This is a genomic window from Prosthecobacter sp. (assembly GCF_044222345.1).
GTDB lineage: Bacteria > Verrucomicrobiota > Verrucomicrobiia > Verrucomicrobiales > Verrucomicrobiaceae > Prosthecobacter.
This window is the reverse complement of the sequence record NZ_JBGANL010000002.1, coordinates 67,951-82,871: the sequence shown is the minus strand read 5'-3', so window position 1 is coordinate 82,871 and position 14,921 is coordinate 67,951. Positions and strand designations below refer to the sequence as shown.

The 14,921-nt window shown below is 60.7% G+C and carries 12 protein-coding genes; 8 read left to right on the top strand and 4 right to left on the bottom strand.

Annotation, left to right across the window (positions count from 1 at the left end):
• The first annotated feature begins 72 nt into the window (after positions 1-72).
• From ACILSL_RS01995 to ACILSL_RS01980, 4 genes are read left to right on the top strand one after another with little or no spacing between them, the layout of a single operon-like run.
• Complete coding sequence (locus ACILSL_RS01995; protein ID WP_395730320.1) at positions 73-3,189, top strand: PSD1 and planctomycete cytochrome C domain-containing protein; 3,117 nt, start codon at positions 73-75, stop codon at positions 3,187-3,189.
• A 1-nt stretch (position 3,190) separates the two neighbouring features.
• Positions 3,191-4,582, top strand: a complete 1,392-nt coding sequence (locus ACILSL_RS01990) for a DUF1501 domain-containing protein (RefSeq protein WP_395730319.1) — start codon at positions 3,191-3,193, stop codon at positions 4,580-4,582.
• Positions 4,583-4,611: 29 nt separating this feature from the next.
• The gene (locus tag ACILSL_RS01985) at positions 4,612-5,772 is read left to right on the top strand and encodes a TolB family protein (RefSeq protein ID WP_395730318.1); all 1,161 of its coding nucleotides are present in this window, start codon (positions 4,612-4,614) and stop codon (positions 5,770-5,772) included.
• Positions 5,773-5,802: 30 nt separating this feature from the next.
• Positions 5,803-6,882, top strand: a complete 1,080-nt coding sequence (locus ACILSL_RS01980) for a sialidase family protein (RefSeq protein ID WP_395730317.1) — start codon at positions 5,803-5,805, stop codon at positions 6,880-6,882.
• Position 6,883: 1 nt separating this feature from the next.
• Here the strand turns inward: ACILSL_RS01980 and ACILSL_RS01975 are convergent, their stop codons facing one another.
• Complete coding sequence (locus ACILSL_RS01975; RefSeq protein ID WP_395730316.1) at positions 6,884-7,870, bottom strand: hypothetical protein; 987 nt, start codon at positions 7,868-7,870, stop codon at positions 6,884-6,886.
• Between ACILSL_RS01975 and ACILSL_RS01970 the strand changes: the two genes are divergently transcribed.
• From ACILSL_RS01970 to ACILSL_RS01955, 4 genes are read left to right on the top strand one after another with little or no spacing between them, the layout of a single operon-like run.
• Positions 7,850-8,230 (top strand): BlaI/MecI/CopY family transcriptional regulator, encoded by a 381-nt coding sequence (locus ACILSL_RS01970; RefSeq protein ID WP_395730315.1) that lies wholly within the window; start codon positions 7,850-7,852, stop codon positions 8,228-8,230. The genes ACILSL_RS01975 and ACILSL_RS01970 overlap by 21 nt on opposite strands.
• A 19-nt stretch (positions 8,231-8,249) precedes the next feature.
• Positions 8,250-9,191 (top strand): M56 family metallopeptidase, encoded by a 942-nt coding sequence (locus ACILSL_RS01965; RefSeq protein ID WP_395730314.1) that lies wholly within the window; start codon positions 8,250-8,252, stop codon positions 9,189-9,191.
• A gap of 47 nt (positions 9,192-9,238) precedes the next feature.
• Complete coding sequence (locus ACILSL_RS01960) at positions 9,239-10,630, top strand: sulfatase (RefSeq protein WP_395730313.1); 1,392 nt, start codon at positions 9,239-9,241, stop codon at positions 10,628-10,630.
• A gap of 25 nt (positions 10,631-10,655) precedes the next feature.
• Complete coding sequence (locus ACILSL_RS01955) at positions 10,656-11,294, top strand: TVP38/TMEM64 family protein (protein ID WP_395730312.1); 639 nt, start codon at positions 10,656-10,658, stop codon at positions 11,292-11,294.
• Here ACILSL_RS01955 and ACILSL_RS01950 read toward each other — a convergent pair.
• The 3 genes from ACILSL_RS01950 to ACILSL_RS01940 all read right to left on the bottom strand — a co-directional run bounded on the left by ACILSL_RS01950 (position 11,291) and on the right by ACILSL_RS01940 (position 14,825).
• On the bottom strand, positions 11,291-13,804 hold the full coding sequence (locus ACILSL_RS01950) for a glycosyltransferase (RefSeq protein ID WP_395730311.1): 2,514 nt from the start codon (positions 13,802-13,804) through the stop codon (positions 11,291-11,293). The two genes, ACILSL_RS01955 and ACILSL_RS01950, sit on opposite strands and share 4 nt — an antisense overlap.
• A gap of 69 nt (positions 13,805-13,873) precedes the next feature.
• A complete protein-coding gene (locus tag ACILSL_RS01945; protein WP_395730310.1) occupies positions 13,874-14,215 on the bottom strand; it encodes a hypothetical protein in 342 nt (113 codons plus the stop codon).
• A 10-nt stretch (positions 14,216-14,225) separates the two neighbouring features.
• Complete coding sequence (locus tag ACILSL_RS01940; protein ID WP_395730309.1) at positions 14,226-14,825, bottom strand: helix-turn-helix domain-containing protein; 600 nt, start codon at positions 14,823-14,825, stop codon at positions 14,226-14,228.
• Between the last annotated feature and the right edge of the window lie 96 nt (positions 14,826-14,921).

Below are 14,921 nucleotides of genomic sequence, written 5' to 3'. Positions count from 1 at the left end.
CAGAGAAATGGCTTCCTGCCGGCGTTGGTTCATTTGCATAATTACATAAGACCGATGAAGCCGTTCGCCACCATGGCATGTTTGCTGACCGCCTCGTTCACGAGTGCGGAGGACATCTTTGTCTCCAAGGTGGAGCCCCTGCTGAAACAGCGCTGCTTTGAGTGCCATTCGCATGAGAGAAAAATCAAAGGCGGCCTCGCTCTTGACTCGAAGTCTGGCTGGGAAAAAGGAGGCGAGAGCGGCCCCGCCCTTGTTCCAGGGAAGCCGGAAGCCAGCCTGCTGATGCAGGCGCTGAGTCATGCGGAAAAGGATGTCAAAATGCCGCCGAAGAAGATGCTTCCTGCTGCGGAGATTGCCGTGTTTGCGGAATGGATCCGGCTGGGGGCTCCCGATCCGCGGGTGTCAGTGACAAAGAGCAGCCAGGATCTGGCAGCAGGCGACACCTGGGACGTCGAGTTTCACAAACGCCTCGACTGGTGGAGCCTCAGGCCCATGCGCAACAACGAGCCGCCGAAGGTGGATGATGAGGCATGGTCAAAAGAGCCGGTGGATCGTTTCGTGCGTGCGGCGTTGTTTTCCGCCAAACTCCAGCCTGCGCCCCCGGCTGAGCCTGGTGTGCTGAGGCGGCGGCTTTCCTTTGTGCTGACGGGGCTGCCGCCATCAGCGGCTTCAGCCTCTTTGTCTGACGAGGCTTATGTGGACATGCTGCTGCAAAGTCCCCGCTTTGGGGAGCACTTCGCACGGCACTGGATGGACGTCGTGCGCTACACAGACACCTACGGCTACGAATGGGACAATCCCGCCAAGGGTGCCTACGAGTATCGTGACTACCTCATCCGCGCCTTCAATGACGACATCAGTTTCGCTCAGTTCCTGCGCGAGCAGATCGCGGGAGATCTGCTGCCGAGGCCGCGAATCAACACCGCTTCACAAACCAACGAGAGCCTCATCGGTCCCATGTTCTATCATCTGGGGGAGCACCGACACGGCAGCAGCCTGATGTTCAACGGCATTCACCAGGAGATGGTGAACAACAAGATCGACGCCTTTTCCAAAGCCTTTCTCGCCACCACCGTGGCTTGCGCACGCTGCCACGATCACAAGCTCGAAGCCGTCTCGCAGCACGACTACTATGCTCTTGCCGCCATCTTCACCACACCACGATGGACCTCCCGTGTGATCGATGCGCCGAATAAAAACGATGCGGTCATCGCGAAGCTCAAAGAGCTGCGCGCGGCGATTCGCGCCGAAGTGGCAGTTGCGTGGAAAAAGCCGTTGGAGGCGGTCTTCCTCAAACAGTGGGCGGAAACGCACGGCGCCGCATTGAAGGGCATTGGTGCACCGCTTGCCGCGCCAGATCAGCTCACACAAAAAGCAGCCGAGTGGCGCAAGGCCCGCATGGCCGCGCAAAACGCCAACGCCACGTTCAAACTCCTGGCTGATCCTGCCAGGGCTCAGTTTCCCCACGGCTGGGTGATGGAGGGCGATGGGATGAAACACGGCTTTGTCGAGGAAGGCACACCGCTCATCGCGCTCGAAGGCGATGCCGTCATTGCGCGTCTTCTGCCGCGTGGCTGGCACACGCACGCCTTGTCCTCCAAGTTGCCCGGAGCGTTGCGCATGCCGCCTGAGCATCTCATCCCGGGCAGGTTCGTGAGCCTTGACCTCGCAGGCGGGGAATTTGGCGGCCAACTTGTGATTGATGACCATGCGTTTCAAAATGAAACCATCGCTTTCTACACCAACACCCTTGCCGAGTGGAAGACCTTCGGGGATGCCGAGCTGAAGAATGGAGTTCAGCAGGTCACGGTGGAGTTTGCCACCTCGTCTTTAAACCCGAATTTCCCACCACGCACCGGTCTGGCAAAGGGGCTCAAGAATGACGACTTCGGCTACGATAAACGCAGCTGGCTGAGCGTCTGCGGCCTTGTCTCGCATGACAAGGCTGGTGCACCGCAGGATGAACAGGAAGAGTTTGCTGGTTTGTATGAAGCTGCGGGTTCACCGGACTCATGGCAGCGCATCGCGGACTGGTTCAACTCTGCTGTCACGCGGTGGCGCGAGGGCAAAACGCAGCCGGGAGATCAGCCTGTTTTAGACTGGCTGCTCAGCAGCGGGTTGCTGCCAAACAAGGCGGAACCCGGAAGCAGGCTCGCGACACTGGTGGCCGGATATCGGAGCGCCGAGGCAGGCATCGATTTTCCGCGCACGGTCAACAGCATGGACCAGCGGGAAACGGCCCCGGCCAGCTACCCGCTCAACGTGCGCGGAAACGTGGATGTGCCCGGCACGCTGGTGCAGCCGGGATTTTTGAAAATGCTGGACCCCAAGGTGCGAGTGTCGGACCGGCTGACGCTCGCCGATTCGCTGCTGGATCCCGAGCATCCGCTGACGGCTCGTGTCTATGTGAACCGAGTATGGCAGTGGCTCTTTGGCACCGGACTTGTGGCCACCCCGGATGATTTCGGACGGCTCGGAGTCATGCCTTCGCATCCCGAACTGCTCGACTGGCTGGCGCGCGAGTTTATCCGCGAAGGCTGGTCCACCAAGAAGCTGGTGCGGCGTCTCGTCTTAAGCCAGACCTTCAGGCAGTCCGGGCTCGTGGCCGATGCCGCGCGCGAACGTGATCCGGAGAACCGCCTGCTGCATCACTACCCTACGCGGCGTTTGGAGGCGGAGGCCATTCGCGATTCACTACTCGCGATCTCTGGTCGTCTCGACCCGCAGCTTTATGGTCGGCCTGTCCTGCCGTTTCGCAGTGCCGAGGACGCGGCCAAGCGCCTTTTCAGCGGTCCGCTCGATGGCCATGGTCGCCGCTCGATCTACCTGCAGATGTCCATCATGGATCCGCCGAAATTTCTCGTCGGCTTCAATCTTCCAGATCTGAAACTGCCTGCTGGCAGACGAGACGTGACGAATGTTCCCTCCCAGGCTCTGATCATGCTGAATGATCCGTTTGTGAACGAGATGGCCAAAGGCTGGGCGGCTGGTTTGTTCAAAAACAAGGACGTGAACCGCGAAGACCGCGTGCGTCAGATGTTTGAGCAGGCCTTGGCTCGTGCGCCGAATGCAGCCGAGTTGAAACGCTGGACAGCCGCCTTGCAGGATTTTGGCGGAGACACGCCGGATGCATGGGAACGCCTTGCCCATGCGTTATTCAACACCAAGGAGTTTCTCTACTTCCGCTGAAATGTTGCCGCATAATCATCGATTTTGCTCGCGCCGCCAGATTCTGGCAGGTGCTGCCACGGGCTTTGGCATGCTGGCGCTGCGTGCCATGGCGGGTGTGCCGCTGCACCGGCGTGCACGGGCGAAGAACATCATTTTCTGCTTCATGGACGGCGGTCCCAGTCATGTGGACACCTTTGATCCCAAGCCCATGCTCAAAAAGTTCGAGGGCAAAGCCATCGGCAGTGGTGCGGTATCAAAGCGCTCGCAGTCAAATGCGGGCCGCGTCTGGTTTGGCAGTCCGTGGGAGTTCAAGCAGCGCGGGCAAAGCGGCTTGTGGGTGAGCGAGCTTTTTCCGCACATCGCTCAAGTAGCGGACAAGCTTTGCGTTGTTCGCTCGATGGTTGGCGAACTGCCGCTGCATGGTCAGCAGAACTTGCTGCTGCACACCGGCCGCATCCTCGGCCAGGCGCCGAGCATCGGCTCCTGGGTGTCCTATGGACTGGGCACGGAAAATCACAATCTGCCGGGCTATGTCGTGCTCAACAACGACTGGGTGCCAAACGGCGGGCTCGAAAACTTTGGCAGTTCTTTCCTGCCCGCGAGTCATCAGGCCACGATGGTTCGCGCCAAGGGCGTGCCGGTTGATAATATTGCTCCGCATGATGAGGCGGTCATCCAGCGGCGCAAACTTGCGCTGCTGGCACAGCAGGATGCTGAGTTCGCGGCGCGCACTTCGGACGCACCAATCATTGAAGGAGCCATTGCGAACTATGAGACGGCGTTTCGCATGCAAAGCGCGGTTCCTGGCATTGCGGACATCGCCGGAGAACCTGAATACATTCGCAGGCTCTACGGTGTGGATTCCACCGATGAACATCAGCGCTTTTATGCCACCCAGGCCCTGCGTGCGCGGCGCCTGGTGGAAGCAGGGGTGCGGTTTGTCGAAATCACCTGTCCGAGTTTTGACGGCAACAATTCGCCCTGGGATCAGCACGGACAGATTCGCCAAAACCACGCCAAAAATGCGCGCATCACCGATCAATCCGTCGCCGCTCTCATCAGCGATCTCGATCAGCGTGGCCTGCTTGACGAAACCATTGTGCTCTGGGCCGGCGAGATGGGCCGCACACCGCATACGCCCAAAATCAGCGAGACTTGTGGCCGTGATCACCATGTGAACGGCTACAGCATCTTCATGGCCGGTGGTGGTTTCAAAGGCGGAATGGCCTTCGGTGAAACGGATGAGTTTGGCAACTCCGTCGCCAGCGATCCCGTGGACATCCATGACATCCACGCCACGCTTCTGCATCAAATGGGGGTGGATCACGAAAAACTCATCTTCCGCCACGGCGGTCGCGATCAGCGCCTCACCGACGTGCATGGGCGCGTGCTGCGTGATTTGACAGCCTGAATTGAGACGCTGTAGTCATTCGAAGCATCATGAAATCCATCGTTTCATTTCTTCTATTGATGAGTTTCCACGGCCTTGCGGCCGATCCTGTCGCGGCCTGGTCCACGGGTGTCGCCATCAAGCCGGTTTCAGCCATCGAAGGGCGGCACACCACGCACAGCTATTACCTGACCAATCCCGAAAGTCCGGATGGCAAGCGTGTGCTGTTTTTCACTTCGACCGATCCGCTGGGGCAGTTTGGCGAAGTTCGCATGATCGAGCGTGCCACGGGAAAAGAAACCGTGCTGGCTGACAACGTGCACACGGAGGATGCCCACCGCGTGGCCTGCCAGCAGTGGCTTTCCGGTGGCAAACGCGTGGCGTTTCATGAAGTGATCGACAAGAAATGGCGCGTGGTCGTGGTGGAGGTAGAGACGCTGGAGAAAACGATCGTCGCTGAAGATCATCAGGTCGGATTTGGCAGGCCCGAGGGAGATCTGCTACCTATGTATGGCTGCCATTGGAATCCGGGACCGTATCGTGATCTCGAGGTGTGGGATGCAACCACGGGCAAGACCAGCACCATGGCGAAGATCAGCGAGGTGGAGGCCAAGTATGGCGACTGGCTGCAGAAGGAGTTCGCCGGCAAGCCCTGCTCCATTTTCTTTCCGGTGTTCAGTCCTGATCTGAAGCGCGTGTTTTTCAAAGTGGCCGCCGGCAATGGCGGGGACAACTACACGTCCAGCCGGGCCAGCCATCGCCAGGGCACCGTGGTCTATGATTTTGAAAAAGCCGCCTGCATCTGGCAGCGCAACCAGTGGGGCCATCCGGCGTGGACACCGGACTCACAGCACATTTTTGAAGCGGGCAATATCAGATTCGACATCCATGACAACCCGGCCAGATACACCAGGCTTAAAGATGTGCCTGTGCTCAGTGGCACACATCCGTCCGTGAGTCCGGACGGCACCCTCATGGTCACCGATGGCATGAGCAAAAGCGTCGGCGGAAAAGGCGATGAATGGGGCATTCAGGTGGCGGACATGAATGGCGGCAAATGGGTGCTGCTGCACAGCTTTGCCCAAAACGGCGGCGCCAAATCCTGGCGGCGCAATCATCCGCATCCGGTCTTCAGCGCCGACGGCAAACGCATCTACTACAATGTCAACGATGGTCCGTTCACACGCCTGATGGTGGCGGAACGTCCGTAATGTGAGCCCTGCTTGCAGCGTTGATTGCGCATGAAAATCATCGCAGCCTCTCTGTTCGCACTGTCGTTGTCCGGGTTAGTCGCGCAGGAGGTTGAGCCCAAAAGCCTGCAACGCATCGTCGCCATTGAGAATGTATGCGCCTGGCCCAATCTCACGCTGCTGCCGGATGGCACCCTCATCGCCATCCTCTTCAATCAGCCCGGCCACGGCACGATGCAGGGAGACGTGGACTGCTACGCCAGTCCCGACGGCGTGAAATGGGAGAAGCGCAGCACGGTCACGCAGCATGAGCCTGACACGATCCGCATGAACCACGCCGCCGGCCTCGCGAAGAATGGCGATCTCCTCGTGCTCTGCTCCGGCTGGACCAATGTGAAGCAGCCGCAGCGACCCAAGCAGGCTGATTTCCGCGATGCTGTGCTGCGCAGCTGGGTATTGCGCTCGAAGGACTCAGGCCGCACCTGGAGCAAAAGCGCTGCTTTTCCCGCCGCCGAGTCCGACGAATGGACCGAGCACATCCCCTTTGGCGACATCTGGACAGCGCAGGACGGCACGCTGCGCACCTCATGCTATCAGGGCCAGATCACCGATCCCACGAAATCGTCCAAGGCCAAAAGCTGGCGCTCCTGGTGTTTCCGCAGCGATGACGACGGCCTCACCTGGAAGCCGCAGTCCATCATCGGCCCCACCCATAACGAAACCGACATCTTCCCTCTCGGCGGCAAAAGCTGGCTCGCCGCCGCACGCACCACGCAGATGGAACTGTTTCGCAGCGATGACGATGGCGCGACCTGGGGCGCTCCTCACAAGGTGACAGGCCGCAACGAAATCAACGGCCACCTCACCCGCCTTGCCGACAAACGCCTCCTGCTCAGCTATGGCGTTCGCGTTGCCGGGCAGCACGGCGTCTGCGCAAAGTTCAGCAGCGACGATGGCAAGACCTGGAGTGCTCCCATCCGACTCGCCCGCAGCGAGGTGAGCGACTGCGGCTACCCCTCCAGCGTGCAGCTCGCGAACGGAAAAATCGTCACCGCCTACTACTCCAAAGCCGCGCCCGAATGTGATCATTATCACATGGGCGTGGCGATTTGGGAGACTCCGGCACCCTGAGTTAGCGGGCTCCGGGAAAGGCGTTGGCATTTTCACGGGCAAGCTGCTCACGTTGCAGCTCCGCTTTGGCTCTGGCTTCATCTTCTTCAAAGACCGCCAGCCCGATGACACCCACATTGCTTGCTCCTCCAGTGGAGGCAGCTTTGGACCGTGCCACACTGCCAAACACAAACGATTTCACGGTCGTTCTGTCTTTGCGGAAGCCGTCCACATCATATCTTTCTTTGGGTTCCAGCACGAATCCACGCTGCTTAGGGCTGGCCGCCATCCCGGTGAGGACGTTCAGACCATCCACGCTGACAACGACTTCGATGCGTTTCTTGGAGCGATTTTCCAGCCTGACTTCGTAGTGGCCGCCGTTCTCTCCGATCACGATGCGCTTGCCGTTGACATCATAGTGTGGGTAGGCATCCCCGTAGCGCACCAGTCCTACTTTCAAACGTTCGCCTGCAGCTGGGAACAAACCGCTGTGTTTGGTCATGCTGCCTCCCATGACTCCCGCCATGGCCCTTGCACCCGCTTCATCATTGTAATGAAATGACTCCACCGCATCCGGTGCGTCCGATTTCCGAAGCATGCGGGTAGTTTCCAGTTGCGAATACCTCTCCTGACCTGCGGAGGTGCCAAGACCGGGACGTTCATCGATCCGAGTTTTCGAAGCGTAGGCGTCTGATCGGCTGCTGCCTGAACCCGCATGCATGGGCGCAGGCGGTGGTGGCGGAGGAGCTGGAGAATACATTGTACTGCATGACGCCATCAGAGTGACGATGAGAGATGCGGAGCAAACAACAATCGAACGGCGGATTTGGGCTGGGTTCATAAATGCAGAAATATCAGCATTTGGAATTCTGGCAAGATTAAATGCTGAAAAATATGCATTTAAACTGAGCGCCTGCGAATACATCCTGCGTGGAGGCCTGTAGCAATCCGCACTTGCCATCCCGCCCAAATGCAGCATTTTCAGCACATGGCAGTCAAAGATGATCAACTTTCCAAACGCGAGCGGCAGGCGATGGACATTGTCTATCGGCTGGGCAAGGCGACGGCGGAGGAGATTCAGGAGGAAATGCCGGACAGCCCGTCCTACTCGGCGGTGCGTGCGCTCTTGAGCATTCTGGTGGGCAAGAAGCTGCTCAAGCACACACGCGAGTCCCGCCGCTATGTGTATGAGCTGGCCATCTCCCGCGAAAAGGCGCGTGACACGGCGCTGCGAAAAATCATGCGCACTTTTTTTGACGGCTCTCCCGGCAAGCTGATGGCCTCCCTGCTGGAGACGAAGGACCGCAAACTGCCGCCGGAGGAAGTCGCAGCGATCCGGAAATTGCTCGACGAGCAATCGCCTTCCTGATCCACTCCACCCACACGTCATGACTGCCTGCTGGATCGCCATCGCTCTCAAAGCCACGCTGTGGGCTGCGCTCATGAGTGCTGCTGCATTGGTGGTGCCGATGCAGCATCCGCAGGTGCGGCGTCGATTTGCCCTGCTCGGCATGTGGGGCTTGTGGGTGCTTCCCTGGCTGCCTTTGCCATGGCAGGGGCTTCCGGCTGCTTCGATGGCTGTGGCGGGTGACATCACCTCCCAAGCAGGTCGCTGGTGGCCGCTGCTGACAGCGGTCTGGGCATTGGGCAGCTTGATTCTGCTGCTGCGGGTGGTGAACGACGTTGCGGGCATTCTGCGGCTGGTGCGTCAGGCTAAGAAGTCCACATTGAATCCAGATGGCGCTGTCGAAGTACGCTTCACTTCAGAAATCGAAGGTCCCTGCATGACGGGCTGGCTGCGGCCCTGCGTGCTGCTGCCGCTGGCTGCGGTCTCCTGGCCCGAGGGCACGCTGCGTGCCACTCTGCGGCATGAGTGCCAGCATGCGCGGCAGAGAGACGGGCTGCACCGCTTCTGTGCAGCACTCGTCCGTGCCTGCTTCTGGTGGAATCCAGCCATGCATGTGCTGTGCGGGATCTACGAGGCGGAGTCCGAAGTCTGCTGTGATGAGGCGGCTGCCACAGCATGCAGTCGTCGGGAGTATGGAGAAATGCTGCTGGCCCATGCCACGCAGATGCCCCTGCCGGCATTCGCCCTGTCCTTTGCCCGTCGTTCGGGCCTGCGCGCCCGCATGCAACGCCTGTTTGAAACCCGCCGGGATTCCGGCTGGATGCTCTCTGCGCGCTGGCTGACGGCACTGACGCTCATCATCGGTGCCGCTGTTCTCATGGCCTCGATCCGGGTGATGCCGCCCGAAATGGCCCAAGGAAACTCGCTCAAAAGCGAAGCTCGGCTCCGTTTGAATGCAGATCCCTTTCCCGGCGCACCGTAGCCAGCATTGCTGCTGATGTTTTCACTGGGGGAGAGGTCTCCTGTCCCATGAAAACACTCTGCCTCCTTCTGCTGCTCTCCGTCAGCGCCTTCGCCGCGAAGCCGAACATCATCGTCATTTTTGTGGATAACTTCGGGAATGGCGACCTCGGCTGTTTCGGTTCAAAACTGCACCGCACGCCCAATGTGGACCGGCTGGCGGCGGAGGGAACGAAGTTCACCAGTTTCTATGTCGCCAGCGGGGTCTGCACACCCAGCCGTGCGGCCTTGATGACCGGCTGCTATCCACGCCGGGTGGGCATGCATGTGAGCGATACGGGCGGCGCGGTGCTGCAGCCGGTGGCGCGCAAGGGGCTCAATCCCTCCGAGGTCACGATGGCGGAGGTTTTGAAAAGCGCGGGCTATGCCACGATGTGCATCGGCAAATGGCATCTCGGGGATCAGCCGGGGTTTCTGCCGACGAAGCAGGGGTTTGATGATTTTTTTGGCCTTCCCTACAGCGATGACATGACGAAGGACAAAAAACCGGATGTGTGGCCGGAGCTGCCGCTGATGCGTGGAGAAAAGGTCATCGATGCACCTGCGGATCGAGATCATCTGGTAAAGCGCTGCACGGAGGAGGCGGTACGCTTTATTGAAAAGCATGCGGCGGAGCCTTTCATTCTCTACCTGCCGCACACGATGCCTGGCTCCACCGCGCATCCGTTTTCAAGCGAGAACTTCCGCGGCAAAAGCGCGAACGGTGAGTACGGCGACTCGGTGGAGGAACTGGACTGGAGCACCGGGGAGATCATGGCGGCTTTGCAGCGGTTGAAGCTCGCGGACAACACGCTCGTCGTGTGGACCTCCGACAACGGCGCGGTGAAGCGCAATCCGCCGCAGGGCAGCAATGCGCCCTATCGCGGCTCAGGCTATGACACGTCCGAGGGAGCGATGCGCATGCCCTGCGTGATGCGCTGGCCGGGCAAGATCGCCGCTGGAGCGGTGAATGACGCGCTGTGCTCGACGCTGGACCTGCTGCCGACCTTTGCCAGCCTTACTGGAGCCAGTATGCCGCCGCATAAGATAGACGGGCATGACATCACCTCGATTCTCTTCGGTGCAGGGAACACCGCCTCGCCGTGGGATGATGATGGCTTCTTTTACTATCGCATGGAGCAGCTTCAGGCGGTGCGTGCGGGAGACTGGAAACTTTACCTGCCGCTCGAGGGCAAATTTAAAACGCTGGGCAGCAGGCGTGAACCCTCCAAACTGGAGCTGTTTGATGTTCGTCACGATGTCAGTGAGGAACACGAAGTCTCCGCGCAGCATCCCGAAGTGGTTCAGCGCCTCGCCCAGTTGGCGGAAAAAGCCCGCGAGGACATCGGTGATTTCAACCACCCGGGCACCGGCCAGCGGAAAGCGGGCCTAGTGGAGAATGCGGTGCCGCTCTTGCCCTGAGGCGCATTGCCTGCTGTGTTGTGGAATGACTCGTGGCAGCCGTTCGCTTCTCCTTTTGATTCTCGTGATCCTCGCGGGGATCATCGTGCCGTTTGTGATCTGGGGAGCGCAGTTTGACCAGACCCTGAGCCTCGCGGGTGCGCGAAAGTGGATGGAAGGCTATGGCGCATGGGCCTGGGCGGCGGGGATCGCGCTGCTTGTGGCTGACATTGTGCTGCCGGTGCCTTCGACGGTGGTCATGTCGGCGCTGGGGTGGATGTATGGCTGGTGGCTGGGCGGGCTGATTTGTGCGGCCGGGTCGATGCTTTCCGGCATCATCGCCTATGCGGCATGCCGCTGGCTGGGGCGTGGGGCGGCGCGCAGGATTGCGGGTGAGGAGGGGCTGCGCAAAGGTGAGGAGGTGTTCGAGAAACGCGGTGGCTGGCTGGTGGCGCTGTCGCGCTGGATGCCGGTGCTGCCGGAGGCGGTGGCCTGCCTCGCGGGACTTTCCAGCATGCGCTGGCGGGTGTTTTTGCCGGCGCTGGCCTGCGGCTCAGTGCCCACGGGGTTTGTGTTCGCGGGGATCGGTCACCTTGGGCAGAGCGAGCCTGGCTGGGCTTTTGCTTTGAGCGCCATCGTTCCCGTCCTGCTGTGGCTGGGCGCGGCGCGTGTGCTGAAGCGCTAACGCATCTCGATCAATCCGGCGCTGCTGGCCGCGGAACGCGCGAGCCTGCGCATTTCGCGGCGGATGAACCACACGCCGAGCGGGAGCAGCAGGACGATGGCGATGACTGCCACCAGGCCCAGCACGAGCAGCATGTGCAAACCGGCCGCCATCAAAATCGAGGTGACGATGAGCCACAGCAGCATGTTCCACCCGAAGCTGCGGCGGATGCGCAGGAGCAGCTTCACGCGTGTGAGGCAGCGGCCGTTGGCATGAAACTCCGTCACAGTCAAAAAGGCGCGGGAAACCTCCGACCAGGGCCAGGCCTCGATGTCAAACCAGCGCCAGCCGTCGTCTTCACGAAAGATGATGTGCGCGGATCGGAGCGCTTTGCGCAGTTCCTGCAGCCAGGCGTCACGGGTGATGCCGGTTTCGCTCCAGAAGCACAGCGTTCCCAGGCTGAGGGTGATTTTGTGCGGCCGCGTAGGCGGAACGATGTCTGGCAGCAGCGGATGACGGCTGGGCCTTGCGCCCAAGGCCAGCATGCCACGCAGCCGCGCCCACTCGCGCACCACGGGCTGCAGGAAGCTCAGCGACCAGAGCAGCAGGCGGTCCAGCGGGCCATGGATGCTGGTTGCTGCGGCATTGCGAGCACTGACCTGCCAGGCAGACCAGCCGGCAAAGCCCAGCAGGCCCACGGCCAGCCACGGCTGCTGACAAATCAGCGCAAGCAGCAGCAGTGCGAGCCACAGCAGACCGGTGAACCACTCCCACCAGCGAAAGCTGGAGGAGGAATAGATCACCTGGAAAGCGCCGAGCCCCAGGGGACCGTGAAAGATGCTGCCTTCGACGGGATAATCCGCCGGATGCTGATCCCCATAGATGCCGCCATGCCAGCGCGCGCCACCCAGAAAACCGAAGCGCTCGGGATGCGTCTTCATCAGGAGCGCTTCCGCGCAGCCATAGCCAAACTGCTGCGTCAAGTAGGCCCGAATGGTGAAGCGCCGATGATGCCAGACCATCGCTCCGGGCACGAAGAGCAGCCGCCTGCCGGTTTCACGCAGCCTCCAGCAGATGTCCACATCATCACCCGCTGTTTTGAATTCAACCCGAAAGCCGCCGATGCGTGCGAGCACATCCTTCCGAATGGCCAGATTGCAGCCCGGCAGGTGCTCGGCCTCGGTATCATTGAGCAGCACATGCGCTGGCGCCCCCGGGGCTGCGGCGACAATGTGCTCGGTGCGATTGCGCGGGGGCGGCGGGATGTTGGGACCTCCAGCGGCGGCGACGCTGTCATCCGCAAAGGCATGACTCAGATGCAGCAGCCAGACTGGGTGCGCGATGCAGTCATCATCGGTGTAGGCAATGATGGAGCCGGTGGCGAGCTGCATGCCGAGATTGCGGGCCGCACTGAGTCCGGCGTGCTGCTGAAACTGGTAGCGCACCTGCGGATGGCCTTTCGCGATCTCGGCGATGTGCTGGCGGGAACCGTCGTCGATGAGCAGGATTTCGAAGTCGGGATAGCGCAGCGCCACCAAGGAGTCCAGACATCGGCTCAGCGTGGCGGCGCCATTGTGGGTGCAGACCACGACGGAAATGCGTGGCGCTGCAGCAGGCGGCAGGTAGGTGGGTTGCAGCTTGCGCTGCAGGGCGCAGGCAGGGCGTTCCTTTCTCTCGCGATCCACGAGGCCAAACTGCCAGCCGGTGATTTCTCTGCCGCCCCGGAACCATTCATCCGTGTAGGCAAACCAGACTCCGCCTGCACAGCCGCCGCTCAGCAGGCAGTCATGCTGCCAGCGCATCACCTCCGCCTGCCGCTCGGGCCCGTGAGAGGCGACATCCAGCCCGAATTCCGTGATGAGCAGCGGCTGGTTGCCCGCGAGATTCTGCCACCGCGCGAGGCACGCACTGAAAGCGGCCGCTGACTCCAGATACACGTTCACCGCGATGAAGTCGGCATTGCGGGGCACGAGATAGCCGGTGGACGGATACGTGGCGTAGCTGATGAGCGTCTGCGGCGCATGGCGGCGGGCGATCTCGATCAGTTTTTCGATGAATCCGCGCACGCGCCCGGGCTTCATCCAGCGCACCAGCGTTTTCTCGATTTCATTACCGACAAGGAATGCGGTGATGCAGGAATGATGACCCAGTCTGGCGCATGTGGTGGCGACCTGGGTTTCGATCTCACGGCAGAGAGAGCGGCTGGCGAGGAAATCGACATGCTCACTCCAGGGGATGCCAACGATCAGGCGCAGGCCCAAGTCTTCGACTTCGCGCAGTACGACTGCCGTCGGCGGCTCATACAGCCGCACGGTATTGAATCCCAGCGCCGCGATGTGCCGGAGGTCGGCGGCCAGCTGGTCGTCTTCCGGGAAAGGCTCTCCGCGCGAGTTCGGTTTGAACGGGCCATAGGTGACGCCGCGCATGTAATGGGGGGTGCCATCAGCGAGTTGCAGGAACTTTCCGGCCGCCACCACGCGCTGCCCGTGGCGCGTGGGCGCATGGGGGGCAGAAGGGGTGGCGGAAGTCATGCAGGCGTCAGGTTCACATTCGGCGGGTCCGAAGGGTGAAACAGGTACGTGCCGAAGGCCAGTCAGACTTCAGATCTTGGAAGCTTTGTCAGTGGGCGTTGGAACTGCCACGAGATCTTCCGGCGCGGCAGGGTCTTTGATCTCCATTTCCACCCAGCCGTCTCCTTCGCGTTCGATGCGACGGGCGTTGATGAACATCACGATGCAGAAGCCGACAAATGCCGTGCTGGTCTCCAGCACAAACGGAGTGGAGAAGAAGGTGAAGAAATAGGCCAGCCCCTGCGTCACGATCTCACGCGCGGTTTCATTCACATAAGCCGCAATGCCCACGCCAGTGATGATGGCGGCAGACCACAGCACGGATTCGAGCCACCAGAGGGATTTTGTGGAATGGGGGGCAGGCGCAGGCATCTTTGTTGGCTCAGTTGACAGGGGTAGCTTTAGGCGTGCTCGGCGGAAAATCCACCTGTTTTGTCTTCACGTTCGCCGCGCTGACCGTGCCAGGAGTGACTGCTACAGAAGCAGTGGAGGAGACATCATCGTCCTCCACTGGCAGCGCCTTCAGCGCGGCGGGTTCCACCTGGCTGTGCAGGTCCGCCACGTGCATCCCCCACATGGCGGTGGCGGCTAGAACTAACACAAAGACGGCGAGGGCTGCCGGCAGCGGGGACTGGATGGACTGGACCTGACTTTCAACGGGTGGGGAAAGACGCTCAGGATGCGTGGCCCGCTCGCGCAGCCATGGCCCCTGCGATTGCGTCAGGTAACGATAATCACGCTCCCCCCCCAGGGCTCCTTCGGGCAGTTCCTCCAGAATGGAAGAGGCATCCACTTCAAGGAAGTCGCTGTACTGGCGCATGAATGAACGTGCATACGTCAGGCTGCCAAATGCGGCGATGTTGCCGGACTCCAGATAGCGCAGTCGCTGCGCCGGAATGCGTGTTTCATGCGCCGCGTCCTCGATGGACAAGCCGCGCTTTTCACGCGCTGCACTGAGCATCTGGCCGAATGGGGCAGTCATGATTTAATTGGAATACGTCAAATGTGACACCACCGGACGTGGAAGCGATGATTTTTTTCAAAATGGCATCTGGAAAATGTAGAAAATGACAGCGGC